This is a genomic window from Bacillus pseudomycoides DSM 12442, from assembly GCF_000161455.1.
Lineage (GTDB): Bacteria > Bacillota > Bacilli > Bacillales > Bacillaceae_G > Bacillus_A > Bacillus_A pseudomycoides.
On record NZ_CM000745.1, the window covers coordinates 143,681 to 167,573 of the forward strand.

The 23,893-nt window shown below is 35.5% G+C and carries 27 protein-coding genes and 1 pseudogene; 22 read left to right on the plus strand and 6 right to left on the minus strand.

Features of this window, described 5'->3' with window-relative positions; genetic code table 11:
• Positions 1-100 precede the first annotated feature (100 nt).
• Entirely contained in the window at positions 101-286 is a 186-nt protein-coding gene (locus BPMYX0001_RS33720; RefSeq protein WP_006093131.1) for a hypothetical protein, read from the minus strand.
• Between the two features lie 411 nt (positions 287-697).
• Between BPMYX0001_RS33720 and BPMYX0001_RS00830 the strand changes: the two genes are divergently transcribed.
• Both BPMYX0001_RS00830 and BPMYX0001_RS00835 read left to right on the plus strand, forming a co-directional pair.
• Positions 698-1,468, plus strand: a complete 771-nt coding sequence (locus BPMYX0001_RS00830) for a TatD family hydrolase (protein ID WP_018782001.1) — start codon at positions 698-700, stop codon at positions 1,466-1,468.
• A gap of 304 nt (positions 1,469-1,772) precedes the next feature.
• Complete coding sequence (locus BPMYX0001_RS00835; protein ID WP_006093133.1) at positions 1,773-2,306, plus strand: transglycosylase SLT domain-containing protein; 534 nt, start codon at positions 1,773-1,775, stop codon at positions 2,304-2,306.
• 24 nt (positions 2,307-2,330) lie between these two features.
• On the opposite strand, the gene BPMYX0001_RS00840 is transcribed toward BPMYX0001_RS00835, so the two are convergent.
• From BPMYX0001_RS00840 to BPMYX0001_RS00850, 3 genes are all read right to left on the minus strand, one after another.
• A complete protein-coding gene (locus BPMYX0001_RS00840; protein ID WP_006093134.1) occupies positions 2,331-2,552 on the minus strand; it encodes a GNAT family N-acetyltransferase in 222 nt (73 codons plus the stop codon).
• Between the two features lie 13 nt (positions 2,553-2,565).
• On the minus strand, positions 2,566-3,333 hold the full coding sequence (locus tag BPMYX0001_RS00845; protein ID WP_006093135.1) for a DUF4931 domain-containing protein: 768 nt from the start codon (positions 3,331-3,333) through the stop codon (positions 2,566-2,568).
• Positions 3,334-3,729: 396 nt separating this feature from the next.
• Entirely contained in the window at positions 3,730-3,858 is a 129-nt protein-coding gene (locus BPMYX0001_RS00850; protein ID WP_026008686.1) for a hypothetical protein, read from the minus strand.
• Positions 3,859-4,274: 416 nt separating this feature from the next.
• Here BPMYX0001_RS00850 and BPMYX0001_RS33590 point away from each other — a divergent pair, with 416 nt between their 5' ends.
• The 7 genes from BPMYX0001_RS33590 (at position 4,275) to BPMYX0001_RS00880 (ending at position 11,878) form a co-directional block, all read left to right on the plus strand.
• Positions 4,275-4,409 (plus strand): RAxF-45 family protein, encoded by a 135-nt coding sequence (locus BPMYX0001_RS33590; protein WP_018767146.1) that lies wholly within the window; start codon positions 4,275-4,277, stop codon positions 4,407-4,409.
• A gap of 124 nt (positions 4,410-4,533) precedes the next feature.
• Positions 4,534-6,408, plus strand: coding sequence for a ribosomal protection-like ABC-F family protein (gene abc-f / locus BPMYX0001_RS00855; RefSeq protein ID WP_006093138.1), 1,875 nt, complete (start codon positions 4,534-4,536; stop codon positions 6,406-6,408).
• Positions 6,409-6,582: 174 nt separating this feature from the next.
• Entirely contained in the window at positions 6,583-7,776 is a 1,194-nt protein-coding gene (locus BPMYX0001_RS00860) for a sensor histidine kinase (RefSeq protein WP_006093139.1), read from the plus strand.
• Positions 7,773-8,435 carry a response regulator gene (locus tag BPMYX0001_RS00865; RefSeq protein WP_033798557.1) on the plus strand — a complete coding sequence of 221 codons (663 nt, stop codon included), beginning with the start codon at positions 7,773-7,775 and terminating at the stop codon, positions 8,433-8,435. The genes BPMYX0001_RS00860 and BPMYX0001_RS00865 overlap by 4 nt, the downstream gene beginning before the upstream one ends.
• Before the next feature lie 138 nt (positions 8,436-8,573).
• A complete protein-coding gene (locus tag BPMYX0001_RS00870; protein ID WP_006093141.1) occupies positions 8,574-9,506 on the plus strand; it encodes an ABC transporter ATP-binding protein in 933 nt (310 codons plus the stop codon).
• Between the two features lie 15 nt (positions 9,507-9,521).
• Positions 9,522-10,718 (plus strand): ABC transporter permease, encoded by a 1,197-nt coding sequence (locus tag BPMYX0001_RS00875; protein ID WP_006093142.1) that lies wholly within the window; start codon positions 9,522-9,524, stop codon positions 10,716-10,718.
• Between the two features lie 11 nt (positions 10,719-10,729).
• Positions 10,730-11,878 carry an ABC transporter permease gene (locus tag BPMYX0001_RS00880; RefSeq protein WP_006093143.1) on the plus strand — a complete coding sequence of 383 codons (1,149 nt, stop codon included), beginning with the start codon at positions 10,730-10,732 and terminating at the stop codon, positions 11,876-11,878.
• Positions 11,879-11,894: 16 nt separating this feature from the next.
• Here BPMYX0001_RS00880 and BPMYX0001_RS00885 read toward each other — a convergent pair whose 3' ends face one another.
• Positions 11,895-12,092, minus strand: a complete 198-nt coding sequence (locus BPMYX0001_RS00885; protein ID WP_018767142.1) for a hypothetical protein — start codon at positions 12,090-12,092, stop codon at positions 11,895-11,897.
• Between the two features lie 91 nt (positions 12,093-12,183).
• On the opposite strand from BPMYX0001_RS00885, the pseudogene BPMYX0001_RS30020 reads away from it, so the two are divergent.
• From BPMYX0001_RS30020 to BPMYX0001_RS00910, 6 genes and pseudogenes are all read left to right on the plus strand, one after another.
• Positions 12,184-12,291, plus strand: a pseudogene (locus tag BPMYX0001_RS30020) (oligopeptide-binding protein oppA); the annotation flags it as partial.
• Between the two features lie 241 nt (positions 12,292-12,532).
• The gene (locus tag BPMYX0001_RS00890) at positions 12,533-14,260 is read left to right on the plus strand and encodes an ABC transporter substrate-binding protein (protein ID WP_033798558.1); all 1,728 of its coding nucleotides are present in this window, start codon (positions 12,533-12,535) and stop codon (positions 14,258-14,260) included.
• Between the two features lie 109 nt (positions 14,261-14,369).
• On the plus strand, positions 14,370-15,326 hold the full coding sequence (locus BPMYX0001_RS00895; protein WP_033798559.1) for an ABC transporter permease: 957 nt from the start codon (positions 14,370-14,372) through the stop codon (positions 15,324-15,326).
• A 12-nt stretch (positions 15,327-15,338) separates the two neighbouring features.
• Entirely contained in the window at positions 15,339-16,256 is a 918-nt protein-coding gene (gene opp4C / locus BPMYX0001_RS00900; protein WP_006093146.1) for an oligopeptide ABC transporter permease, read from the plus strand.
• Positions 16,257-16,266: 10 nt separating this feature from the next.
• Positions 16,267-17,247, plus strand: a complete 981-nt coding sequence (locus BPMYX0001_RS00905; RefSeq protein WP_006093147.1) for an ABC transporter ATP-binding protein — start codon at positions 16,267-16,269, stop codon at positions 17,245-17,247.
• A complete protein-coding gene (locus BPMYX0001_RS00910; protein WP_033798560.1) occupies positions 17,244-18,209 on the plus strand; it encodes an ABC transporter ATP-binding protein in 966 nt (321 codons plus the stop codon). The genes BPMYX0001_RS00905 and BPMYX0001_RS00910 overlap by 4 nt, the downstream gene beginning before the upstream one ends.
• A gap of 38 nt (positions 18,210-18,247) precedes the next feature.
• Here the strand turns inward: BPMYX0001_RS00910 and BPMYX0001_RS00915 are convergent, their stop codons facing one another.
• A complete protein-coding gene (locus tag BPMYX0001_RS00915) occupies positions 18,248-19,120 on the minus strand; it encodes a Cof-type HAD-IIB family hydrolase (protein ID WP_033798561.1) in 873 nt (290 codons plus the stop codon).
• 434 nt (positions 19,121-19,554) lie between these two features.
• Here BPMYX0001_RS00915 and BPMYX0001_RS00920 point away from each other — a divergent pair, with 434 nt between their 5' ends.
• From BPMYX0001_RS00920 to BPMYX0001_RS00950, 7 genes are all read left to right on the plus strand, one after another.
• Entirely contained in the window at positions 19,555-19,665 is a 111-nt protein-coding gene (locus BPMYX0001_RS00920; protein ID WP_018782013.1) for a DUF3948 family protein, read from the plus strand.
• 77 nt (positions 19,666-19,742) lie between these two features.
• Positions 19,743-19,853: a DUF3948 family protein gene (locus BPMYX0001_RS00925; protein ID WP_018782014.1), complete on the plus strand. Its 111-nt coding sequence runs from the start codon at positions 19,743-19,745 to the stop codon at positions 19,851-19,853.
• Positions 19,854-19,930: 77 nt separating this feature from the next.
• Complete coding sequence (locus BPMYX0001_RS00930; protein ID WP_033797748.1) at positions 19,931-20,041, plus strand: DUF3948 family protein; 111 nt, start codon at positions 19,931-19,933, stop codon at positions 20,039-20,041.
• Positions 20,042-20,110: 69 nt separating this feature from the next.
• A complete protein-coding gene (locus BPMYX0001_RS00935; RefSeq protein WP_016117023.1) occupies positions 20,111-20,221 on the plus strand; it encodes a DUF3948 family protein in 111 nt (36 codons plus the stop codon).
• A 336-nt stretch (positions 20,222-20,557) separates the two neighbouring features.
• Positions 20,558-21,676 (plus strand): 4-hydroxyphenylpyruvate dioxygenase, encoded by a 1,119-nt coding sequence (gene hppD / locus BPMYX0001_RS00940; protein WP_003205593.1) that lies wholly within the window; start codon positions 20,558-20,560, stop codon positions 21,674-21,676.
• Between the two features lie 77 nt (positions 21,677-21,753).
• Positions 21,754-22,710, plus strand: a complete 957-nt coding sequence (locus BPMYX0001_RS00945) for a fumarylacetoacetate hydrolase family protein (protein WP_006093151.1) — start codon at positions 21,754-21,756, stop codon at positions 22,708-22,710.
• Positions 22,676-23,845 (plus strand): homogentisate 1,2-dioxygenase, encoded by a 1,170-nt coding sequence (locus tag BPMYX0001_RS00950; protein ID WP_033798562.1) that lies wholly within the window; start codon positions 22,676-22,678, stop codon positions 23,843-23,845. The genes BPMYX0001_RS00945 and BPMYX0001_RS00950 overlap by 35 nt, the downstream gene beginning before the upstream one ends.
• Positions 23,846-23,893: the final 48 nt, after the last annotated feature.

Below are 23,893 nucleotides of genomic sequence, written 5' to 3' on the forward strand. Positions count from 1 at the left end.
GTATTTAAATATACGTTTACTATATAAAATAGGTTTTAACAAGACAGAGAGTATGGAATTTAGGGGATTTTAACTGTATAACAAGAAAGCGGACATAAGTTTATACTAGGATAACTGTAGCAGCAGAAATGAAATCCGTAAGAAGAGCCACACTGCTAGCAAGTCCGATTGCATCTAAATTGTTAAAAGTAATATTGTTTATGACAACATTGTAAGGTACATGTAAGTTAATTCGATAGTTGCCATTTGTGAATTCTATTACAATACAAGTAGGAAGTTTGAACATACAACTTTCTGTCTGAAATAGTGATGAATGTTTTAAAACCAACTATTGCATAGCCATTATCTCTTTATGAGATGAGGCTATTTTTTTAAACCTTACAATATTGTAAGGTTTTCGTAAGTTAATTCGATAGCGTATTTGTCATATTTTCTGCATAATAAAAAAAGATAAAAAATTAGGGAAGGTAATCAGAAGGGAGAAGAATGAGATGCAAAAAAAAGAAGTAGTTAAGTTTCCGATAAAAGATTTCTGTAGCTACTTTACTGTTGCTGTCGTATGTGTTGGACTTTTTGACATAATTACAAATTTAATTGTTAAATAATATAGATGAAAAAACAAGAAGAAGATTCCTTCTTGTTTTTTATTGCCCTTAATCTGAAGCGGCGTATTAAAATAGATGTAAGAGGTGATAGGATGAAGTGGATTGATAGTCATATACATTTGGACCAATATAAGAATAAAGAGCAAATGAAACTAATTGATGATGTAAAAAGAAGTACTGAGATTGATGGACTGATTGCGGTATCAATGAACTATCATTCTTGTCAACAAACATTATCTTTAGCAAGACAACATCCATTTGTACATCCGGCACTTGGTTTTCATCCAGAACAGCCGATTAACCAAAAAGAATGTGAACAAATTTATAAGTTAATTGAGGCAAATGTAGGACGGCTTGTTGCCATAGGTGAGATCGGTCTGCCCTATTATTTAAGGCAAGAAAAGAAAGATATCGTATTAGACCCTTATATAAAAGTATTAGAGAGATTTATAATACTTGCAAAAAGGTTCAATTTACCGATTGTTTTACATGCAGTTTATGAAGACGCTGATATTGTATGTGATTTACTGGAACAGTATGAGATATCACGTGCGCATTTTCATTGGTTTAAGGGGAGTAAAGAAACGATGGAGCGGATGATTCAAAATGGCTACTTTATTTCAATTACGCCAGATGTTATGAAGAAGGAGAAAATTAGAAAAATCGTTTCGTTTTATCCGCTAGAATATATGATGGTGGAAACAGATGGACCATGGAAATTTCAAGAAAATATTATGACGCATCCGGGTATGATTGAGGGTGTGTTAAAAGAAATTAGCTTGATAAAAAATATTTCTATAGAGAAGGTTGCAGAGCAAATATATCAAAATACGTTTCGGTTTTATGGGGGGAAATGTCTTTAGTTTTTGACTTTTCATGTAGGTAGTCTCCTATTCTTTGTGTAGAATTCAATTTACAATTATATACAAAAAAGGTAGAAACTATTTAAAATGGATATTGGTAAAAATTACACACATAAGAAGTGGGATAGGGATGTTACATTTTTTATAATATTTTACTATTGATTTTCAGAAAATCAGTCTAAAGCACGATGTTAAGATAGAGCTTCGTTTGATATCATTTAAGAGTAACAGGGTGATAGATTGCAGGTAATTGTAAGGAAGGGCTGAAAGGGGACAAATTTCAGCGGAGAAAGAGGTAGAGGTAGTGAAAAAATTCTTTGTAGGATTTTTAGTTGTTCTTGGAATGTATTTGTATTTCCAAGGAGAGTCTGAAGGAATGGAAAGATTGACGAATCAAACAAGTTATGTTGACTCAGAGGAAGCAAAACAGATGAAACAAATTATTACTGAAGAAGCAAAGAAAGTAAATCTTCCAGAATGGATACCTCTTACAATTGCCGAGCATGAAAGTCGTTTGAACCCACGAAGTGTTGGAGACAATGGCACTTCTTTTGGATTGTTTCAGTTACACCGAGGTGGGGGACTTGCTCCTGATCACTTAACGGACGAGCAATTGAAGGACCCGCGGACAAATGCCCAGATTGCGATGCCTCATTTAATGAAAGGGTATAAAAGAGGTGTGCAAAAAGGTTTAACAGATTTAGCGTTACTAAAATATATAGCAAATACATCTGGTTGGCCAGGTAATTTAGGGCCTGAGTGGACGGATCAAAATATGAAGTATAACGTTGGGCTAGAGAACGTGTACTATCGAAATAAAGGAACAATGAAAGAGTAGATGCTAAGCACCTACTCTATTTTTTTATAAAAAAAGTTCCATTTCATTTTCTTTATAAGTAAATCCCATCTTTTTATATAGCAACTCACCATCTTTGGAAGAATGAAGCCATATTCGTTTTACGCTGTTTTCTTCACATTCCTCTATGCAGTGTTCGAGTAGTTTTTTTGCTAAACCATTTCCACGGTATTCTGGGAGTGTATACATATTTAAAATGTAAGCTTCTTTTCTAACAATATAATTCATTTGGTTTCATCTCTCATAATGAAACTGTAAAATAATTTGCCAGCTGCTGTTTTACATCTTCCAACTTTGTAGAAACTTGAGGGATTTTATACCCGACATATAATGGTGAAACAACAAAACGAGGAACAACTTTACAAATAATTTTTTCATTAAGGTGATAGAAGAATAAATTATAGCTGCTACAACCTTTATGAAAGCCCGTTAGTATGTAACGCACAGTTTGTTGAATATAATGTGCCATTATATCAATGGATTTTATATCCTCAATGACAATATTAAATTCAGTAAAACCGATAATTGGACGTGTAGAAATATTAAGTTCAATTTGCTCATCTTTTTGTACGATTACGCCTTGAAAGTGTTCAGGTGTTACATTTTCTCGGTAGTCTACATATTTCATTCCAATAATTTGCATATGTGCATGATGCAAACTTCCGCCTGAAAATGGACCGTGATTTTTATATAAAATAACAGAAGTAAATTCGTTGCTCTTTTCTAAAGCTAACCAATGCTTTATAGAAAAATGCAGTAGCTTTTGCATATGTTCAGGTGTGTATGTTGCAATATGATCATGACAATTACCGGTTTCTATTAGAACAGTTTGAAAGGTATCTTTTAATGTTGGAAATTTATTTTTCAACCAAATAATGGAGTCTTCAGTTTCTAAAATATCAGTGAGATTTTCTCTATCGCAAAAAGGACAAGCGGTGCTTTTATTGCGAATACTTTCTGGCTTTTGTTTTCCAATGTCATTTAAAAAATAAAGTTGTTGTGTATCCATTCGTATATACCCCTTTAAAAATATATGTGAAATTCCCGTCTACTATATTCGTGAAAGGGAAAGGAAAATCCTGTATAGTGGAAAAGGAGGAAATGGTAAAAGAAGGAGATAGAAGATGGAAGAGCAAAAGAGTGTATCATTTTTGGATATATGGCGGACTGCTAATCCACCAAAAAAATATTTCCAAGTAGAACGACATTTGTTATTGCACATCGTTTATCAACGGTAGTACAAGCAGATACCATTTTTGTAATAGAGAATGGCAGTATTACAGGAATTGGTATACACGATGAATTAATGAAGCATCATACATATTATAAAAAGATTGTAGAATAACAATTTTTAATAAAAAAACAAAAGACAAGATATCCTATTTGTACTTGGGTATCTTGTCTTTTATTTTTTTTGTAATAATGTGTATGGATAATATAGAGTATTTTCATTTTGTTTCTTTTTTCTATTTTTCAGTGCATGTAAGGCAAAGAATGTACCTACAATTGCAAAGATGGCTTTCTTCATATTCATTTTCCCCTTTTTATTGTTCATTTAATTCTTGGCTAACTGCTTTTGCATCAATTAAAGCGTGGAGAATCATTTTTACCATGTTCATCATTTTTATTCCTCCTTTTATAGTCGGTTTAGTTCTTTTACAACTGCTTGTCCGTTTACTAACACCTCGAAGACTGCTTTTACGATTTCTTTCATCAGGACTGTTTCCTCCTTTTGTTTATCTCTTGCTTACATCTTTATTGTATAAGGAGGCACGATTTCGTACTATTGCTTTCCATTACGTGAACATAACAGTTGTGTAAGATTGGATGTAATTTGTTGAAATGTTTAGTCTATATTCATTATTTTCAGAAAAATGACTATTCAAACATCAAATGGGGAAGTATAATAAAGAAGTAAGTATTAAATTCCGTACGAAAGGAGTGAATGAGATGAAACGTTCTTTAGCTGCACGCGCAAAATTTTTAGATTTTATCTATTTTTGTCGTGCGATTTTTCATGATGTGATTGCTAACGGGATACGTATGCCCTTTTTTAGCAATTGCATAGCTGTTATTGAACGATAGAAATCTCTTCACCCATTTTATAAAACGTGTGAAAAGGGAGCTATTTGGCTTCCTTTTTCTATGCCAAAAACCATGGGGAAAGTTTCTTTCCCTATGGTTTTTTACGTTGAAAGGAGTACGGAAAATGACAATTTGTAGTGTAAACAATGTAACGAAATCTTTTGGTGGAAACATCATATTTGAAAATATATCGCTTGAAATACAAAATGGTGAACGCATTGGATTAGTTGGCAGAAACGGTAGCGGGAAAACCACAATTTTTCAGCTATTAACAGGAATAGAGAATGTAGATGCTGGAGTAATTCATATGAAAAAAGGGACACGTGTTGGTCATGTAGCACAAATTCCGAAGTTTGCTGGTGAAACAAATGTATATGATGTATTAAGCGCTGCCTTTGTAAAAGAGAAAGAATTAGAAAGAAACATGCGAAATTTAGAGAAAAGTATGGCGGAGGAACACGATCCAACTAGTTTAGAGAGGTTAATGGAGAAGTATGGCGCAGTGCAAGAACAATTTTCGTTTTTAGGTGGTTATGAAATAGAAGCGAACATCATGAAAGTAGCAAATGGTTTACAAATAACGGAGCTATTTTCTCGAATTTTTGCTGAACTGAGTGGCGGGGAGCAGACGAAAGTAAGTCTTGCTTATATGCTGCTCAAGAAACCAGATTTACTGCTGTTAGATGAACCGACGAACCATTTAGATTTATTTGCAGTAGAATGGCTCGAACAATTTTTGAAAGAGTATACAGGAACAGTTGTTGTGATCTCACATGATCGTTATTTTTTGGATGAAGTTGTTACGAAGATTTTTGATTTAGAAGACGGAGAGCTGCATGTCTATCATACGAATTACTCGCAGTTTGTGAAAGAAAAGGAAGAAAGGTTACTGCAAGAGTTCCAATCTTATCAAGAACAACAAAAGAAGATAAAGAAAATGAAGGAAGCAATTAAACGTTTAAGAGAATGGGCGAATCAAGCGAATCCTCCGAATGAAGGACTGCATAAACGTGCTAGAAATATGGAACGCGCGTTAGAACGGATGGAAAAATTAAAGAAGCCAATTTTAGAAAGAAAACAAATGGGGCTTCAGTTTGAAGGACAAGAGAGAAGCGGAAAAGATGTTGTTGTAATGAAGGAAGTTGGCAAAAATTTTGCTGAGCGTATTTTATTTGAGGGAGCAAATTTACATGTGCGTTTTCAAGAGCGTGCAGCTATTGTTGGACGTAACGGTACAGGAAAAACAACATTATTAAAATTGCTATTAGAAGAAATGAAACCAGATGCTGGGGAGATCAGAATCGGTAGTAGTGTGAAAATCGGTTATTTATCGCAGCATGCATATGAGAATGTAAAATATGATGTATTAGAAGCATTCCGGGAGCATGTAGCTGTAACTGAAGGAGAAGCTCGCCATATATTAGCTCGCTTTTTATTTTATGGTCCAGCCGTTTTTAAAAAGGTCAATCAGCTTAGCGGTGGTGAACGAATGAGATTACGTTTGGCACAGCTTATGTATCAAGATATAAATTTCCTTGTGTTAGATGAGCCTACAAACCATCTTGATATCGAATCAAGGGAAGTGCTGGAAGAAGCTCTCGAACAATATAATGGAACCATTCTTGCTGTTTCACACGACCGTTACTTTTTAAATAAATTGTTTGAAAAAACATATTGGATCGATGAACATACATTGTTTGAATTTGCGGGGAACTATGCATGGGCACGTCAGAAATGGGCAGAGAGAATAGAGAAAGAAGAAGTGAAACAACAAGAGGTTCCAAAAATTAAAGTAATGAATGTAAAAAAGAAGGAATCTATTGGTATAGAAGAAATTGAAGATAAGCTTATGTATATAGAAGAAGATATATATGCGCTGGAGTGCACAATGGAAGAAACAAGCAATGTTGAAAAGTTAGAACGGTTATATAAAGAAAAAACAGAAAAAGAACGATTACGGGCGGAATTATATAATCGATTAGATAGTATGATGGAATAGATGAAAGAAAAACAAGTCATCCTCTTAGGAGATGTGGGGGTGACTTGTTTTTCTATTAATATCCGTTAACTCGAGATGGAAATGGTATAATTTTCTTTATGTTATATTGTGAAAACGATTTTTTACATGTTGGTATGATTTAAAACAATAGTTCAAAAACGCGAGGAGAATTTTATGTTAAGGTATGCACGTCTCATTACGATTGTTATGATTTGCATGGTATATATAAATCATGTTTCACGTGAAACAGTAGGGTTACAAATATTTGTTGGTATTGCATGTTTAATGTACGTTATAAATCATGTTTTACTTATACAACCACATCAAGGGAGAAGGCGTGAATTTTATGTATTCCTCTCAAATGGAGTAGTTACAGCACTACTAGGCTTTTTATTTCCCGAGACATGTTTGTATTTAATTATATTTGGGATTGATGCGGTAGGAGTATTTATTCATACGTGGCGAAAAGCAGTTGTATATTTTTTTGTGAGTTTTTTCTTTGTATGTTGGTCTGCTATTTTACTATATACGTATCAATATACTGGAAAGATAGAAGTTGATAGTAATGCTATTAATTTTATGTTCGTTGTCTTCAGTGCTTTATCCGGGAACTTAATTAAAAAACTGACAGTAGCCCGCCAAACTGTCGACGATCAATATGAAAAATTGACGTTATCACATATAGCTCTAAAAGAAGCGCATGAACAATTACAGCTTTATGCGAAAGAAGTAGAAGAACTAACTACAGTTCGGGAGAGGAACGATATTGCCCGAGAAATTCATGACACAGTTGGTCATAATATGACGGCCTTACTTGTTCAATTGCAGCTTGCAGAGGCTTTATGGAAGCAAAAGTCAGATGCTACAGAAGAAGTTTTACATACATGCCATGAATTAGCTAGAAAATCCCTTCAAGAGGTAAGAGCTTCAGTCCGTGCGTTGAAGGAAGAAAGAGATCTAGGGAACATAATAGAAAATATGAAAGGAATGTTAAATGAATTTTCAAAGGTAACCAAAGTACAAGTAACCTTTCATTTACAGGGAGATCCAATTATAATCCCATTGTCATTACAACCTACTTTGTTGCGTATTATGCAAGAGTCATTAACAAATGCACAACGCCATGGAAAAGCTAGTTTATGTAAAGTTAGCTTATTGTGTTTAGATGAAAAAGTTATGCTATTGATTACGGATAATGGTGTTGGCGTAAATGAAGTGAGTCCTGGTTTTGGTTTAATAAATATGAAAGAACGTGTAGAAGAACATGGTGGGATCATTCGATTTGAAAGTGAAAAAGAGAAGGGTTTTCGATTACAGATTGAGTTTCCACTTAAGGAAAAGACGTGGGTAATAGGAGGAACGAAATGATTCGTATTATGATCGTTGATGATCAGTCACTTATTCGTGATGGTTTAGCAATGCTATTAAATTTACGTTCAGAACTTGAAGTGGTGGGAACAGCAAATGATGGGGATGAAGTAGTTCGAATAGCAGAACAATTACAACCTGAAATTATTTTGATGGATATTCGAATGCCTCGTATAAATGGCGTTGAAGGGACTCGCTTAATAAGGGAAAGGTTCCCTGATATGAAGGTTCTTATGCTGACGACATTTAATGATAGTGAACTCATTTTTGAAGCATTAGAGCAAGGAGCGAGCGGTTACTTATTAAAAGATATGGAGACAGATGCAATTGTTCAGGCAATATTAACGGTCCATGCAGGGGGAGCGGTATTGCCACAAGATATAACAGCGCAAATTGTGAAGGAACTAAAAAGAACAAAAGTAGTGGAAATATCAGGGCAAAATCAGCCAAAGCAAGTGGAACAATTAACAGAGCGTGAAATAGATGTATTAAGAGAAATAGGCCTTGGATTAAATAATAAAGAAATTGCTGAGAAATTGTTTATTACAGAGGGAACCGTAAAAAATCATGTTTCTAACTTAATCAGTAAGCTGGAGCTGAGGGATCGGACACAAGCAGCTATATATGCAGTAAGATACGGTATTACAACATACACATGACTTTTGGCATAGAGAAAAATAAAAAAGCAGCAAATTATGCTGCTTTTTTATTTTGCATTTCTATCTTAAGGGTGATGGAAGAAAGAGGATGTTTTTTTACAATGAAATTGTAGATTAATGCAAAGGGGCTGAATCGGCATGTTAGTCGTAGATCATATTACAAAGTCGTTTGGAAAGAAGGAAGTTGTAAAGAATGTATCTTTTGAAGTTAAGAAAGGAGAAACATTTGGTTTGCTTGGTCCAAACGGTGCAGGAAAGTCGACGACGATATCAATGATTTGTGGGCTTATTCCATATGATGGCGGTGATATAAAAGTTGGGGGGAAATCTGTAAAAGAATATCCATTAGATGCGAAAAGGAAGATCGGTATTGTCCCGCAAGATATTGCTTTATATCCTACGCTATCTGCGAAAGAAAATTTAATCTTTTGGGGGAAAATGTATGGTTTAAGTGGAGCTATTGCAAAGAAACGAGCAGATGAGGTATTAGCATATGTTGGTTTACAGGATCGCGCAAAGGACAAAATTGAAACATTTTCAGGTGGAATGAAACGCCGAATTAACATTGGTGCGGCACTTATGCATGAACCAGAGTTATTAATTATGGATGAGCCGACAGTCGGGATTGATCCACAATCACGGAATCATATTTTAGAGACGGTAAAAGGATTAAATGAGAAAGGCATGACGGTCATTTATACGAGCCATTACATGGAAGAAGTGGAGTATTTATGTGAACGAATTGCAATTGTTGATCATGGAAAGGTAATTGCACTAGGAACGAAAACGGAGTTATGTAATCGTCTTGCTGATGGCTTTATGGTGAAGTTACAACTGAGTCGTTATAGCCAGGAGTTACTGCAGAAAGTAAAAGAAATTCCCACTGTAGAACGGATTATCATTGATGAGGATACGAATACACTCGATATTGGACTGAAGACTGGAGAAGCTGTCGGTACGGTTGTTTCGATCGTAGTAGAAAATCATGTGCAAATTTTAAAGCTTGAAGTACAAGAGCCAAATTTAGAAGCTCTCTTTTTACAGCTAACAGGGCGTTCACTTCGTGATTAAGGAGGTTAGGAACTCATGAAAAGTTTTATTATTGCATGGAAAGATTTAAAAATTCGTTTAATAGATCGGCGTGGATTTATGATGATGTTACTTATGCCACTTCTATTAACGGCTATTTTAGGATCAGCACTAAGTAACATATTAGATAGTGGTGGATTACCTAAAACGGTGATTGGTTATTATCAAGAAGGAACAGATGAGTTTGCAAATATATTTCAAAAAGATGTATTGCATTCAAAAGAGATTAAGGATGATGTGAAGGTAGAGGTCGTAGCTTCACAAAAAGAGCTGGAGGATCTGCTAAGAAAACAGAAAATTGATGTTGGAATGATTATCCCAAACGAGTGGAGTGAACATATAAAGGATGGAAAATTAAAAGAACCCAAATTGATTACTGATCCATCAAAAGATATACAAGCAAAAATAGCTGAATCGCTTATTCGTTCCTTCTCAGAGCGTGTGCAAACAGTTGCCGTTTCTACTAAGACTGTCGCAACAGATTTAGCAAAGGCACAGCCAGGAAATATAGAACAGGTTGCAAAAGAGGTAAGTGCTAATTTACAAGCAGTGGCGGCTTCGAATACGGATGGGATTGAAAAAGGAACAATCGGCAAAAAAACAGTGGCTGCGATGCAATATTATGCTGCAGCAATGTTAGTGATGTTTTTACTATATAACATAACAGTAGGAGCAAAATCTATTATAACAGAGCAACGAACTGAAACATTAGCAAGATTATCAAGTACACCGACAAGCTCTTTTGCCATATTATTAGGTAAATTTTTAGGTACATTACTATTTGCTTGTATTCAATTTGGAGTATTTGTAGTTGCTACTTATTACGCATTTCATGTGAATTGGGGTGAAGATGTTTCACAAATTGTAGTAGTAGGAATTGCTTATGCAATTTGTGTTTCTGGCTTATCTATGCTCATCGCAGCATTTATTCGTGAAGAAAAAACAGCGGATTTAATGGGTGGCATTGGAATTCAGTTGTTAGCTATATTAGGCGGATCTATGTTACCAATCTATGCATTTCCGGATACTCTTCAAACAATTGCTAACATCGCTCCGAATAAATGGGCACTTACAAGCTTTTTAAACATTATGTCGGGTACATCATGGTATGCGTTACTTCCAGTTATATTAAGTTTATCTAGTGCGGGTATTGCTTCCGTTATCATCGGAACTTTCCGTTTGCGTACGAGATAGGAGGAGAAATCATGAAGAAAGTTTGGGAGCTTTGCTGGTTAGAGTTAAAACAAATCTTAATTAAGCCACAAAGCTATACACTCATGTTCGGAATGCCGATTATTTTCACACTCATTTTTGGCGGACTTTTAGGTGGAAGTGGAAACGAGAAAGTAAATATTAGTTTAGTAGACCAAGATGGATCTACATTATCCAACTCCTATTATGAGGAAATAAAGAAAAGTGATTTAATTTCTATAGAAAAGGTAACGTATGAGGAAGCGAAACAAAAAATCGAAAATAAGAAGTCCTCAGGTATTGTGACAATTCCAAAAGAATTTCAAAAGAGTATGACGGACGGGAAGATAGAGAAGGTTAAATTCCAATCAAGTGCTGATTTCACGGGAGGAGCTTCTGTAGAACAAGTATTACAAAGTGCAATGAAAAAGATGGAAATAGAAGTAGCGGCAGCAAGGGATTCAGAGAAAAAAGGAGGAATGTCTTGGGAAAAGATGTATGAAACGATTCATACAAAAAAGGTAGAACCAGTTTCACTTCAAAAGGAATCCATTGTACCTGGGGAGAAAAAGCTGAATAACGTAACAGGGCGAGCAGCAGGGTTTTCTATTCTTTTTGTAATGATTGTGATGCTAAGTGCGACAGGAACAATTTTAAAATCAAGACAACTTGGCGTTTGGTATCGTTTATTAGGAACGCCTGTTTCAAAGGCTCAAATACTTGGGGGATATATACTTTCCTTCTTTTTAATTGGATGGATTCAATTTGGAACTTTAATGGTATTAACGAATGTTTTGTTCGATGTACAGTGGGGAAATCTACTAGGGATAATCATACTTGTCTCAGTGTTATTGCTAGCGGTCATTGGTTTAGCACTATTATTAGCAAGTATTGTGAAAACAACGGAGCAGCAGTCAGCTTTAGGTAATATCGTTGTTATTTCAACTTGCATGATTAGTGGGCTGTATTGGCCAATTGAAATAGAACCAGAATGGATGCAAACCGCAGCGAACTTTGTTCCTCAAACTTGGGCAATGCGCGGGTTTACCGAATTGATTGCAAGAGGAGGGACATTGGCAGATATAGCAGGATATATTGGTATACTTATGTTATTTGCTGGTGTATTCTTTATAATCGGTTTAACAAGAATACGTTATGATTGAAAAAAGAAAGCAGAGTCTACAGCTTCGCCCGCTGAACTCTGCTTTCTTTTTGTGTATCGTCTTCCCCTATAGAAATAGCAATCGCAATTCCGAGCATAAAGAGAAATGCTAAAAAGAGGACGAACCTTGGGAAGAACGGAAATAGTAGTAATGCCCCGACGATCATGAGTGTTAATGCAACATAGTGCAGAACATATTGGAATAGTTTGTCCATATTTTCGCCCCCCTTTTTGGTAGTTTGTTAGCATTCTATGCTCGTCCACTGAATAATAGAATTATTTTTTTAATCGTTTCTGCATAGTAAAAATAATAGTAAAGTTGTGTCTGCACATAATGCGAGAATACAAGGATTACAGGAAGATGATTGTAATGGAATATTGTTAAGTCTACCTAAATTAAAGATCCAGCAATAGCTTTTATAAAAATCTTGAAATGTTTAAATAGAAAGAATTGACAAAATATAACGAACAATATAAGCTAATAACCATAAAGTCTAGCGGAAAGGTCGGAATAAGATTGTCACTCCTCTAAACATCTATTTTTTTGCATTTAAAACCGACTTTTCCGATGTGTTATAAAATGTTACTGTGGGAGGCATATATAGGGCAAGCAGTTCATAAGGTGTAATTATTAAAAAAAGTTAGGGTGGGGACAATGAAGAAAAAGACAAAAAAATGGGCTGGTGTGTTTTCTGTTTTACTGAGTAGTTCGCTTGTGTTATCGGCTTGTGGGGGACAAGAGGATAAGGCTTCGACAGAGCCGACGAAACAGCAGGATGTGAAAGATTTAAAAATAGAGAAGGTTGCAGCGACAGATAAATCAAAAAATCCTGAGAAAGCGAAGCAGAGAAAAGATACACTTATTTTAGGGATTTCAAAACCTGGTGGTGTGTTCTTACCTTATTTCCAAGAGAATGGTTGGGACGGTAACGTAACATCAGTTATATTTGCGTCTCTTGTATCAACAGATAAGCAAGGGAAACCAGTTCCAGAGCTTGCAGAGAAATGGGATGTATCTTCTGATCAATTGAAGTATACGTTTCACTTACGAAAAGATTTAAAATTTAGTGATGGTTCACCGTTAACAGCAGATGATGTAGCATTTACATTAACATTGCTACATGATAAGGCTTATGAGGGTGGTACAGATATTTTACAATATGCAATTAAAGGTGGAAAAGATTATAAAGAAGGAAAAGCTACATCGATTGAAGGGATTAAAGTTGTTAATCCGCAAACAATTGAAATTACGACGGAAAAAGTAAACTCACAAGCGTTAGTAAACTTGGGAGGACCTGTCTTATCTAAGGCTTATTATGGAAAAGATTATAAGCAAAATACTAGCTTAAACTATTTAAAAGATTTATATGGTAAACCAATGGCAGCAGGGCCTTATAAATTTGAAAAGTATGTCCCAGGTCAAGAAGTAAGATTTGTAGCAAATGAACATTATTATGCTGGTAAGCCAAAAGTTAAAAACTTTATTTATAAAATTACAACACCTGACACGAATTTCCAGTTATTCCAAACAGGAGAAACGGACTATGATGGGTTTGCTGCGAATAATGACAATATTGAACAATTAAAGAGCTTAGGCTTTGCTAATTTCAATATTGAAACAGTGAGCTCATACTCATTCGTTTACTTTAATAATAAGAAGCCATACTTAAAAGATAAAAAAGTACGGCAAGCGCTTATTTACGGATTAGATCGTAAAAAATATGTAGATACATACTTCCAAGGAAATGCTTCTGTTGCGAATATACCGATTTCACCAACATCATGGGCATATGATGATAAGGGTATAAATCAATACGAATACAATGTAGAGAAAGCAAAAAAATTGTTAGATGAAGCTGGTTGGAAAGTTGGATCTGATGGTATTCGTGAAAAAGACGGGCAGAAATTAAAGTTGAGTTATTATGCGGCAAGTGGAAGAAAGCAAGAAGAGGTGTTTATACCAATTGCGAAAGAGAATTATAAGGCGTTAGGTGTGGAATTTAATCCAGAAATCATGGACTTTAATACACTTGTTTCGAAAGTTGGAAAGTTTGATTATGATTTAGCAGCTGTTGCAACATCGATCATTTCTGATCCGAGTGAACCTGTAGGTGAGTTTGAATCTACGCATCCAGATAATTCAGCGGGTTATAGTAACCCAAAAGTGGATGAATTAATTAAAAAAGGTATTGAAACAGTTGATATTGAAAAAAGAAAACCTATTTATAAAGAATTATATAAAGAATTAAGCGATGATCCCCCTGTCATTTTATTAAATTACCGTAAAAGTATTTCAGCACACAATGCACGTGTAAAAGGAATTAATCCAGAAAAATACGATAGCATTAGTTCAAACTTACCTGTTTTATCTATTGAACAATAGAGATAAGTAATTAATGAATAGAAGACGTTTTTTCATACAGTTGTTAGTTCTTGCTGTTTTGAAAAAATGTTCTTCTATTTTTAAGTAACTATGATTGGGGAGACAAAAGGTGAAAACATATCTCATTCGTAGGTTTCTACAAATGATTCCTACTTTGTTTGGTACATCTATTATTATTTTTTTCTTATTTGCTCTTCTGCCGGGAGATTATGTTGATTCGAATCCAAAGTTAACGCCAGAACGTGCACAGGAATTAAGAGAATTGTATGGATTAAATAAACCTATTATAGAAAGATACTTTCATTGGCTAGGTAATGCGCTACATGGTGATTTTGGTTTCTCGCTGCAATACCAAGAGCCTGTTACATCATTACTTAATAAATTTATTTGGAATACCTTTATTGTTGCTGTTGCAGCTTTATTTTTTACTTGGATCATTGCACTTATTGTGGGTGTTATTTCAGCAACAAAGCAACATTCATGGTTTGACGCACTTGTAACAATCGGTGTTTTTGCAGCGATGTCATTCCCATCATTCTTTATCGGTCTATTTTTAATTAAAGTATTTGCTGTTGATCTTCATTTATTACCGATTGGTGGGATGATTGATATAGGAAGTAATTCGACGGGTTTTACGTACATATTGGAAGTACTAAGGCACATGATTTTACCGGTATTTATTTTAACACTCCTTGGTGTCGGCTCATTGACTCGTTATTTTAGAACGAGCATGCTTGAGGTCGTAAGACAGGATTATATCCGTACTGCACGTGCAAAAGGATTGAAAGAAAAAGCCGTTATTTATAAACATGCACTAAAAAATGCGATTTTACCAGCAATCACATTACTTGCGTTTGAATTGCCGGGATTGTTCTCTGGTGCAATTATTATTGAACAAATTTTTAACTGGCCAGGAATTGGGACCATTCAATTAGAAGCGTTAAGTTTTCGGGATTATACGGTATTAATGGCATTTACAATGTTTCTCTCTTGCCTAACAATTATCGCAAACTTTTTAGCAGACATCGTTTATGTGATTGTCGATCCGCGTATTCGATTAAAGTAAGGAGGGAGAAAGATGGAGACTATTGTAACGATAAAGAAGAAAGAAAAGAGAAAAGGAAATTTGACTTCGCCATGGCGACAAGCATTTACTAGAATTAAGAAAAATAAATTAGCACTATTTGGATTTTATACTTTGATTTTTATGTTTGTATTTTGTTTTATTGGACCATTTTTTTCACCATATGTTTCTGGAACAATTCAAGTAACACAAATTAATAAACCACCAAACTTTTCACATTGGCTTGGCACAGATCAATTGGGAAGAGATATTTTAACGAGATTAATGCAAGCTGGCCGGATTTCATTAACAATTGGTTTAGCTTCGATGCTACTATCCGTCATACTCGGTGCATTATTAGGAGCTATCTCTGGTTTTTATCGTGGTATTGTAGATCATATTATTATGCGTATTGCAGACGTGTTAATGTCTATTCCGGGATTACCATTACTTATCATTATGGGTGCTATCTTATCAGAATGGAAACTTCCATCTGAATATCGACTTTATGTTGTTATGATCATGTTAAGTTTGATTGGATGGCCGGGACTTGCACGTCTGGTACGAGGACAAATTTTAACACTTCGAGAACAATCATTTATGCAAGCTGCTGATGTATTAGGATTAAAGGATTACCGGAAGATTGTACATCATTTAATTCCGAATGTATTCCCTTTATTAATTGTTGTGGCAACGTTAGGTGTAGCGGGAGCTATTTTAAGTGAATCAGCATTAAGTTATTTAGGTCTTGGGGTTGTTCCACCTACGCCATCATGGGGAAATATGATTAGTGCAGCAAACTCATTAATTGATTTCCAAAAACGTCCATGGTTATGGATACCGCCTGGTTTTGCGATTTTTATAACAGTTGTATCAATTAACTTACTTGGTGATGCACTTCGTGATGCATTAGATCCAAAAATGAAGCGGTAGGTGAGGAATCATGAGTAAAGCAGTAATAGAACTAAAAGATTTACAAACACACTTTCATACGGAAGAAGGTACAGTAAAAGCTGTGAATCATGTTAGCTTTTCTGTACGAGAAGGTGAAACAGTTTGTGTAGTGGGAGAATCAGGTTGTGGGAAAAGTGTAACGGCTTTATCTATTATGGGACTTATTGCGGAATCTGGCGGCATTGTTGGTGGTGATATTCTTTATGAAGGCCAAAGTCTTTTGGGGATGAAAGAGAAAGAACTCCGAAGTTTAAGAGGAAATGATATCGCGATGATTTTTCAAGAACCAATGACATCTCTTAACCCAGTTTTTACTGTTGGAGAACAAATTGTTGAGACGTTAAGAGAGCATGAGCTCCTTAGTAAAAGTGAAGCATATAAAAAAGCTATTGAATTAATTCGTAAGGTTGGTATTGCACGTTCTGATGAAATTGTTCATTCGTATCCCCATGAGCTAAGCGGTGGGATGTTGCAACGGATCATGATTGCGATTGCACTGAGTTGTAACCCTAAATTACTAATTGCTGATGAGCCCACAACAGCACTAGATGTTACAATTCAGGCACAAATACTAGATTTATTAAGACAGGTAAAAGAAGAATTTAAAACATCTATTTTATTAATTACACATGATTTAGGTGTTGTAGCAGAAATGGCAGATTATGTTGTTGTAATGTATGGTGGCAAAGTCATTGAAGAAGCACCTGTACTGGAGCTATTCCAAAATCCTAAACACCCATATACAAAAGGATTATTAAAATCAAAGCCGGTAATGGGGAAACGAACAGATAAACTTTATTCGATTCCGGGGCAAGTTCCAAACTTAGTTGGTTTAGATGAATTTTGCTACTTTAGCGGTCGCTGTGAACGTTGCATGGATATATGTAAGAATGAGGCGCCAGGCCTTGGAGTGCATGAAGATCATCATAAAGTAGCTTGCTGGTTATATGAGGAGCGTGCAGAGCAATGAGTGAACCTTTATTAGAAGTGAAGAATTTAAAAACGCATTTTCCGATTAAGGGCGGCGTATTTGGTAGAACGATTGGGCATGTAAAAGCAGTAGACGGAGTAAGCTTTACGATTAATAAAGGTGAAGTGTTTGGTCTAGTAGGTGAATCTGGAAGTGGAAAAACGACAATTGGTAAAACTATTCTTCGTCTCGTTCAAAAAACAGAAGGTGAAGTGAAATTTAAAGGGCAAGATGTTCATACGTTATCGAAAGAGGAATTACGAAAGTATCGTCCTAATATGCAACTTGTATTCCAAGACCCGTTTAGTTCATTGAATCCACGGATGAGAATTGGAGAAGCACTTGGTGAACCAATGCTAGCACATGGCTTAGCTACGAAAGAGAATGTTCGTGAAAAAGTGTTAGAAGTATTAGAACTATGTGGTTTAGCACCATATCATATTGATCGTTATCCGCATGAGTTTTCGGGAGGACAACGCCAGCGTATTGTTATTGCAAGGGCGATGGTATTAAATCCAGAATTTATTGTTGCTGATGAACCTGTTGCAGCATTAGATGTATCTATTCAAGCACAAATTATAAACTTGTTCAGTGAATTACAAGAGAAAAAAGGTTTATCCTATTTATTTATTTCACATGATTTAAGTGTTGTCGAACATTTATGTACAAAAATTGGAATTATGTATTTAGGGACAATTGTGGAAACAGCTCCCCGTGACAGGTTGTTTGCAAATCCGCTTCATCCATATACGAAAGCGCTGTTATCAGCTGTACCAATTCCTGATCCCACTGTAAAGCGAGAACGAATTATTTTGCAAGGTGATATTCCAAGTCCAGCGAATCCACCTTCAGGCTGCCGCTTTCATACACGTTGCCCGTTTGCAACGGATATTTGTAAGCAAGCTGTACCAGAATTTCGTGATGTTGGGGAAGGGCATCTCGTTGCTTGTCATCATGTGTAAAAGAAAAAGGGCTCTTTCAAATATGAAAGAGTCCTTTTTTATTTGCTTGAGGATGGTTGTTTTAGTACATACTGTTCAATTGCATGAGCAACACCATGCTCATCATTTGTTAATGTAACAACATCACATAATTTCTTTACATCTTCTTCAGCATTCCCCATAGCAACAGATAGGCCAGCTACCTCTAGCATTGGTACATCGTTAAAGTTGTCTCCAATGGCAATCGTATCTTGAATTGGAATATTGAAATAAGACGCCATTTCTTGTAATCCATTTCCTTTATGACCATACTTGTCCATAATTTCTAAATTTGTCGGAGCTGATGCTGTAACCATAATTTCTTTATCTTCTTGTAAAGACTTTAGTAGTTGTGAGCGATGCTCTGCGGCAAACGTCAAAATAAAGAATTTCGAGATTTCTAACTCTGGATTATTTACGACATCTTCGATTTTTTGGAAATCAGTAATTAAGTTCGCTTTTTTTTGCTTCTCTGTAATTCGTTCCAGTTCTTCAATTGTGACATCAAGTGCATGCTTATTTTCTTCGAATGCATGCATTACTTTTTCATTCCAATTATAAGGAGAATAAACTCCTTTATTTGTGTACAACTTATATGGAAATCCTTCAGATTCTAGTAATTTAGCAAGCTTGTATACTTTAGCATTTTGTAAACAACGTGCGTTAATTACTTTTCCATCAACGTAAACAATTGCCCCATTGCTTGCTCCAACTGGAAGTGATAATTGATACTCTTCCAATAGTTTTAAAGCATCTTCTTTTGCACGACCAGAGCAAATCATTACAACATGACCGGCTGCTTTAGCATCACGAATAGCTTGTAAATTTTCCTTGGAGATTTCAAGATTAGATGATAGTAGTGTACCATCCATATCTAGTGCGATTAATTTCAAACTGACCACCTCTTTGTTTTTTATTATACATAGTTATCTTGAGGAAACATATAAACTTATCTTGGGCTTTATGGAAATGTTAATGAGACAAACTTTAAAATGATTCCGAAAGAGTATGATGAGGGAGCAAAATTGAAAAGGTGATCGTTCTACTACGTTTTATTTCGATTTGCAACCCCAATGTTACATTAATGTTACAAGTGTGTATGTGTTGGAAACCGCTGTATAAAGGGGTTTATAAAAAATTATTAATAATATCGTAAAAAAAATGTAATAAATTTTATGTATTTATATTGCAGTATGAAAAAACTTATGTTACATTAATGTTACAAACGTTACACAAGTTAATTTAATGTAACGTTAAGATAAAAACTATGAATTAATCATTTCTTGGAAATTACATATAAATATCTATTAATAAGGAGAGAGTAAATATGAAAATCGAACAAGTATTACAAGTAACAAAAATGGACTTCTTAGGATCAGCAGGTGGAGCAGCAGTATTAACAGCATTGATCGTACTTCTTTCTAACGTTTTAGTATAATAGAAATTTTGTATAAGCAGTAGGACGGATCGTATCACATAAAAAGAAAGTTATAAGTTGAAGGGAGAATGGGAAGCATGGAAAACAAACAAGTATTACAAGTAACAAAAATGGATTTCTTAGGATCAGCAGGTGGAGCAGCGGTACTAACAGCATTAATCGTACTTCTTTCTAACGTTTTAGTATAATAGAAACTTTGCGCAAGCAGTAGAACGGACAGTACCAAATAAAAATAAAGTTATGAATTGAAGGGAGAATGGGAAGCATGGAAAACAAAGAAGTATTACAACTAACAAAAATGGACTTATTAGGATCAGCAGGAGCAGCAACAGCATTAACAGCATTCATCGTATTTCTTTCAAGTGTATTAGTATAATAGAAGTTTTGTACAAGTAATAGAGCAGAATGAAGATTGCAAAATAAAGCTGAAAGGAGAATGGGGAATATGGAAAACAAAGAAGTATTACAAGTAACAAAAATGGATTTATTAGTATCGGCGAGTGGAGCAGCAGTATTAACAGCGCTCATTGTATTCCTTACAAATGTATTAGTATAATGAATATAGAGAAACAGAATTACCTATATCTTATTAAGACAATTATCCTAAAAAAATAAAGGCCCTAACGTATTATAGATGTTTAATATGTTAGGGTCTTTTTGTTTTTGAGGTAATAAAGAGACATACTACCAGCTTTGATTATGTTGTTTTAAATAGAAAAAAGTCGAATTTTATATGGGAGAAAAAAAGAGGTATTTGACAGAAAAGATAGAAAACTTTAAAAGTCAGAAATTTGTTAGCTTGCTAACTAATTTTTTTATTGGTAGATGGAAGCGTTTTCGGATGGTTCTAAGTATGTAACATTCAATTTATTTACAGGGGGATGAGGAATTTATGAAACAAAAATCTATGGATACGTTAGCTGCACAAATGGAGGATTTCTTTCCGGTACGTGATGTCGATCATTTAGAATTTTATGTAGGAAATGCAAAGCAATCAAGTTATTACCTTGCAAGAGCGTTTGGATTTAAAATTGTTGCCTATTCGGGATTAGAAACAGGGAATCGTGAAAAAGTATCTTATGTTCTCGTGCAAAAAAACATGCGTTTTGTTGTGTCTGGGACTTTAAATAGTGATAGCCGTATTGCAGAATTTGTAAAGATCCATGGTGACGGAGTGAAAGACGTAGCTTTACTTGTTGATGATGTTGAGAAAGCATACTCAGAGGCTGTAAAACGAGGTGCGGTTGCGATTGCTCCACCTGAAGAGTTAACAGATGAACAAGGAACATTAAAAAAAGCAGTAATCGGTACGTATGGCGATACAATCCATACGCTAGTAGAGCGTAAAAATTATAAAGGAACATTTATGCCTGGTTATGAGAAGATTGATTTTGATATTCCGAGTGACGAATCAGGTTTAATTGCTGTAGACCATGTTGTTGGTAACGTTGAAAAAATGGAAGAGTGGGTTAGCTATTACGAAAACGTTATGGGCTTTAAACAAATGATTCATTTTGATGATGATGATATTAGCACGGAGTATTCCGCGCTAATGTCAAAAGTTATGACAAATGGAAGCCGTATTAAGTTTCCAATTAATGAACCGGCAGATGGAAAGCGAAAATCACAAATTCAAGAGTACTTAGAGTTTTATAACGGTGCAGGTGTACAGCATCTTGCATTGTTGACAAATGATATTGTGAAAACGGTTGAAGCGCTTCGTTCAAACGGAGTTGAATTTTTAGATACACCAGATACGTATTATGAAGAGTTAACAGCACGCGTTGGGAAAATCGATGAAGAAATTGATAAGCTAAAAGAGCTTAAGATTCTTGTGGATCGTGATGATGAAGGGTACTTGCTACAAATTTTCACAAAGCCAATTGTAGATCGCCCAACATTATTTATCGAAATTATTCAGCGTAAAGGTTCTCGGGGATTCGGAGAAGGAAACTTTAAAGCTCTATTCGAATCAATTGAAAGAGAGCAAGAACGACGCGGAAATCTATAAAAATTTACTTATCAGTGGGGGCTGTGTCTCCCACTGATTAAAGTTTCATTTTGTATAAATAGTGAGGAGGAAAATTGATGAAATTGATTACATTTCGTCTTCCTTCAGGAGAGATGCGAGCTGGTTGGCTGGAAGGTGACAAAGTAATTGATATGAATATGGCAAGTAATGGCACTCTTCCTTCATCTATGCTTGCTTTTTTAGAGAAAGCAGATGAGTATGTAGAAATAGCCCATGGTATTCGAAAACCAACAAGTGGCATGTACGCTTTGGAAGATGTGCAGCTTTGTGCAGCCATCCCAAACCCAGGTAGTATTCGTGACTTTTATGCATTTGAGCAACATGTCAAAACGGCTCGTGGACGTCGTGGATTAGATGTTGTTCCAGAGTGGTATGATATTCCGGTTTTTTATTTTACAAATCACCGTGCTGTCATCGGGCCAGAAGTTACAGTTTCTTGTCCGAAACAAACTCAAAAGCTTGACTATGAGTTAGAAATCGCTTGTGTTATTGGGAAAGAGGGAAGAAATATTTCGCGTGAACAAGCAGAAGAATATATTTTCGGTTATTGTATTATGAATGACTGGAGCGCAAGAGATTTGCAAGCTGAGGAAATGAAAGTAGGGCTTGGTCCGGCAAAAGGAAAGGACTTTGCTACTTCATTAGGAGCTTATCTTGTTACAAAAGAGGAGTTAGATGTTTATCGCACTGGTGAACGTTATAACTTAGAAATGACTGCCCATGTGAACGGGGAGCTTTTGTCTAAAGGGAATTTCCGAGATATTTACTATACGTTTGCAGAAATGATAGAACGTGCTTCGCAAGATGTTACGTTATATCCAGGAGATGTAATTGGTTCTGGCACGGTTGGCACTGGTTGTATTTTAGAACTTGGTACAGAAAAGTGGTTACAAGATGGTGACGTTGTAGAACTTACGATCACTGGACTAGGTACATTGCGTAACACAGTGAAAAAAGAAACGAAAGCGGGTGATGGGCATGTATTATCGTCACATGGGGGAGCTTCCTCATAAACGACATATACAATTTCGTAAAGAAGATGGATCACTTTATCGTGAACAGGTGATGGGAACGAAAGGTTTCTCTGGTACACAATCTATTTTGTATCATCATTATATGCCAACTGAAGTAGGACATGCTGCGTTAGCGCATTCTTGTCAGTTACAGTATGAAGAAGATGTGGCGCTTGCTCATCGTCATTTTCGCACGAAAGAGAATAGAAAAACTGGAGATGCGCTAAGTGGGAGGAATTTTATATTAGGAAATGAAGATTTATTAATTGGTGTTGTTAATCCGACAGAAAAAATGGATTATTTTTATCGTAATGGTGATGGAGATGAAATGTTATTCGTTCATTATGGAACTGGGAAAATTGAGACAATGTTTGGAACGATTCATTACCGGAAAGGTGATTATGTAACGATTCCAATCGGAACAATTTACCGAGTTATTCCAGATGAAGGAGAGTCTAAGTTCCTTGTTGTAGAAGCGAATAGCCAAATTACAACACCGCGTCGTTATCGTAATGAGTATGGTCAATTATTAGAACATAGCCCTTTCTGTGAAAGAGACATTCGAGGGCCGGAAAAATTAGAGACATATGATGACAAAGGCGAGTTTGTTGTCATGACAAAGTCGAGAGGTTATATGCATAAACATGTTATGGGACATCATCCTTTAGATGTTGTCGGATGGGATGGATATTTATATCCTTGGGTCTTTAATGTAGAAGATTTTGAACCGATTACAGGCCGTATTCATCAGCCACCGCCAGTTCATCAAACTTTTGAAGGTCATAACTTTGTTATTTGTTCTTTTGTGCCGCGTTTATATGATTATCATCCGGAAGCAATTCCAGCACCGTATTATCATAGTAACGTAAATAGTGATGAAGTTCTTTATTATGTAGAAGGGAACTTTATGAGCAGAAAAGGTGTAGAAGAAGGTTCAATTACACTCCATCCGAGTGGTATTCCACATGGGCCGCATCCCGGGAAAACAGAAGCAAGCTTAGGGAAAAAAGAAACAATTGAATTAGCGGTTATGATCGATACGTTCCGTCCGCTCCGTATTGTGAAACAAGCGCATGAAACGGAAGATGAGAAGTATATGTATAGCTGGATTGAAGAAGGTTCATATACTAAATAAAGTGAAACTTCCATCAGGGGAGGCTCACTGCCCGTAAATAGCGAGATA

Coding starts and splice junctions, on each gene's coding strand:
- BPMYX0001_RS33720 (WP_006093131.1), bottom strand. CDS start 286: ATGTTCAAACTTCCTACTTGTATTGTAATAGAATTCACAAATGGCAAC.
- BPMYX0001_RS00830 (WP_018782001.1), top strand. CDS start 698: ATGAAGTGGATTGATAGTCATATACATTTGGACCAATATAAGAATAAA.
- BPMYX0001_RS00840 (WP_006093134.1), bottom strand. CDS start 2,552: ATGAATTATATTGTTAGAAAAGAAGCTTACATTTTAAATATGTATACA.
- BPMYX0001_RS00845 (WP_006093135.1), bottom strand. CDS start 3,333: ATGGATACACAACAACTTTATTTTTTAAATGACATTGGAAAACAAAAG.
- BPMYX0001_RS00850 (WP_026008686.1), bottom strand. CDS start 3,858: ATGAATATGAAGAAAGCCATCTTTGCAATTGTAGGTACATTCTTTGCC.
- BPMYX0001_RS33590 (WP_018767146.1), top strand. CDS start 4,275: ATGAAACGTTCTTTAGCTGCACGCGCAAAATTTTTAGATTTTATCTAT.
- abc-f (WP_006093138.1), top strand. CDS start 4,534: ATGACAATTTGTAGTGTAAACAATGTAACGAAATCTTTTGGTGGAAAC.
- BPMYX0001_RS00860 (WP_006093139.1), top strand. CDS start 6,583: ATGTTAAGGTATGCACGTCTCATTACGATTGTTATGATTTGCATGGTA.
- BPMYX0001_RS00865 (WP_033798557.1), top strand. CDS start 7,773: ATGATTCGTATTATGATCGTTGATGATCAGTCACTTATTCGTGATGGT.
- BPMYX0001_RS00870 (WP_006093141.1), top strand. CDS start 8,574: ATGTTAGTCGTAGATCATATTACAAAGTCGTTTGGAAAGAAGGAAGTT.
- BPMYX0001_RS00875 (WP_006093142.1), top strand. CDS start 9,522: ATGAAAAGTTTTATTATTGCATGGAAAGATTTAAAAATTCGTTTAATA.
- BPMYX0001_RS00880 (WP_006093143.1), top strand. CDS start 10,730: ATGAAGAAAGTTTGGGAGCTTTGCTGGTTAGAGTTAAAACAAATCTTA.
- BPMYX0001_RS00885 (WP_018767142.1), bottom strand. CDS start 12,092: ATGGACAAACTATTCCAATATGTTCTGCACTATGTTGCATTAACACTC.
- BPMYX0001_RS00890 (WP_033798558.1), top strand. CDS start 12,533: ATGAAGAAAAAGACAAAAAAATGGGCTGGTGTGTTTTCTGTTTTACTG.
- opp4C (WP_006093146.1), top strand. CDS start 15,339: ATGGAGACTATTGTAACGATAAAGAAGAAAGAAAAGAGAAAAGGAAAT.
- BPMYX0001_RS00905 (WP_006093147.1), top strand. CDS start 16,267: ATGAGTAAAGCAGTAATAGAACTAAAAGATTTACAAACACACTTTCAT.
- BPMYX0001_RS00910 (WP_033798560.1), top strand. CDS start 17,244: ATGAGTGAACCTTTATTAGAAGTGAAGAATTTAAAAACGCATTTTCCG.
- BPMYX0001_RS00920 (WP_018782013.1), top strand. CDS start 19,555: ATGAAAATCGAACAAGTATTACAAGTAACAAAAATGGACTTCTTAGGA.
- BPMYX0001_RS00925 (WP_018782014.1), top strand. CDS start 19,743: ATGGAAAACAAACAAGTATTACAAGTAACAAAAATGGATTTCTTAGGA.
- BPMYX0001_RS00930 (WP_033797748.1), top strand. CDS start 19,931: ATGGAAAACAAAGAAGTATTACAACTAACAAAAATGGACTTATTAGGA.
- BPMYX0001_RS00935 (WP_016117023.1), top strand. CDS start 20,111: ATGGAAAACAAAGAAGTATTACAAGTAACAAAAATGGATTTATTAGTA.
- hppD (WP_003205593.1), top strand. CDS start 20,558: ATGAAACAAAAATCTATGGATACGTTAGCTGCACAAATGGAGGATTTC.
- BPMYX0001_RS00945 (WP_006093151.1), top strand. CDS start 21,754: ATGAAATTGATTACATTTCGTCTTCCTTCAGGAGAGATGCGAGCTGGT.
- BPMYX0001_RS00950 (WP_033798562.1), top strand. CDS start 22,676: ATGTATTATCGTCACATGGGGGAGCTTCCTCATAAACGACATATACAA.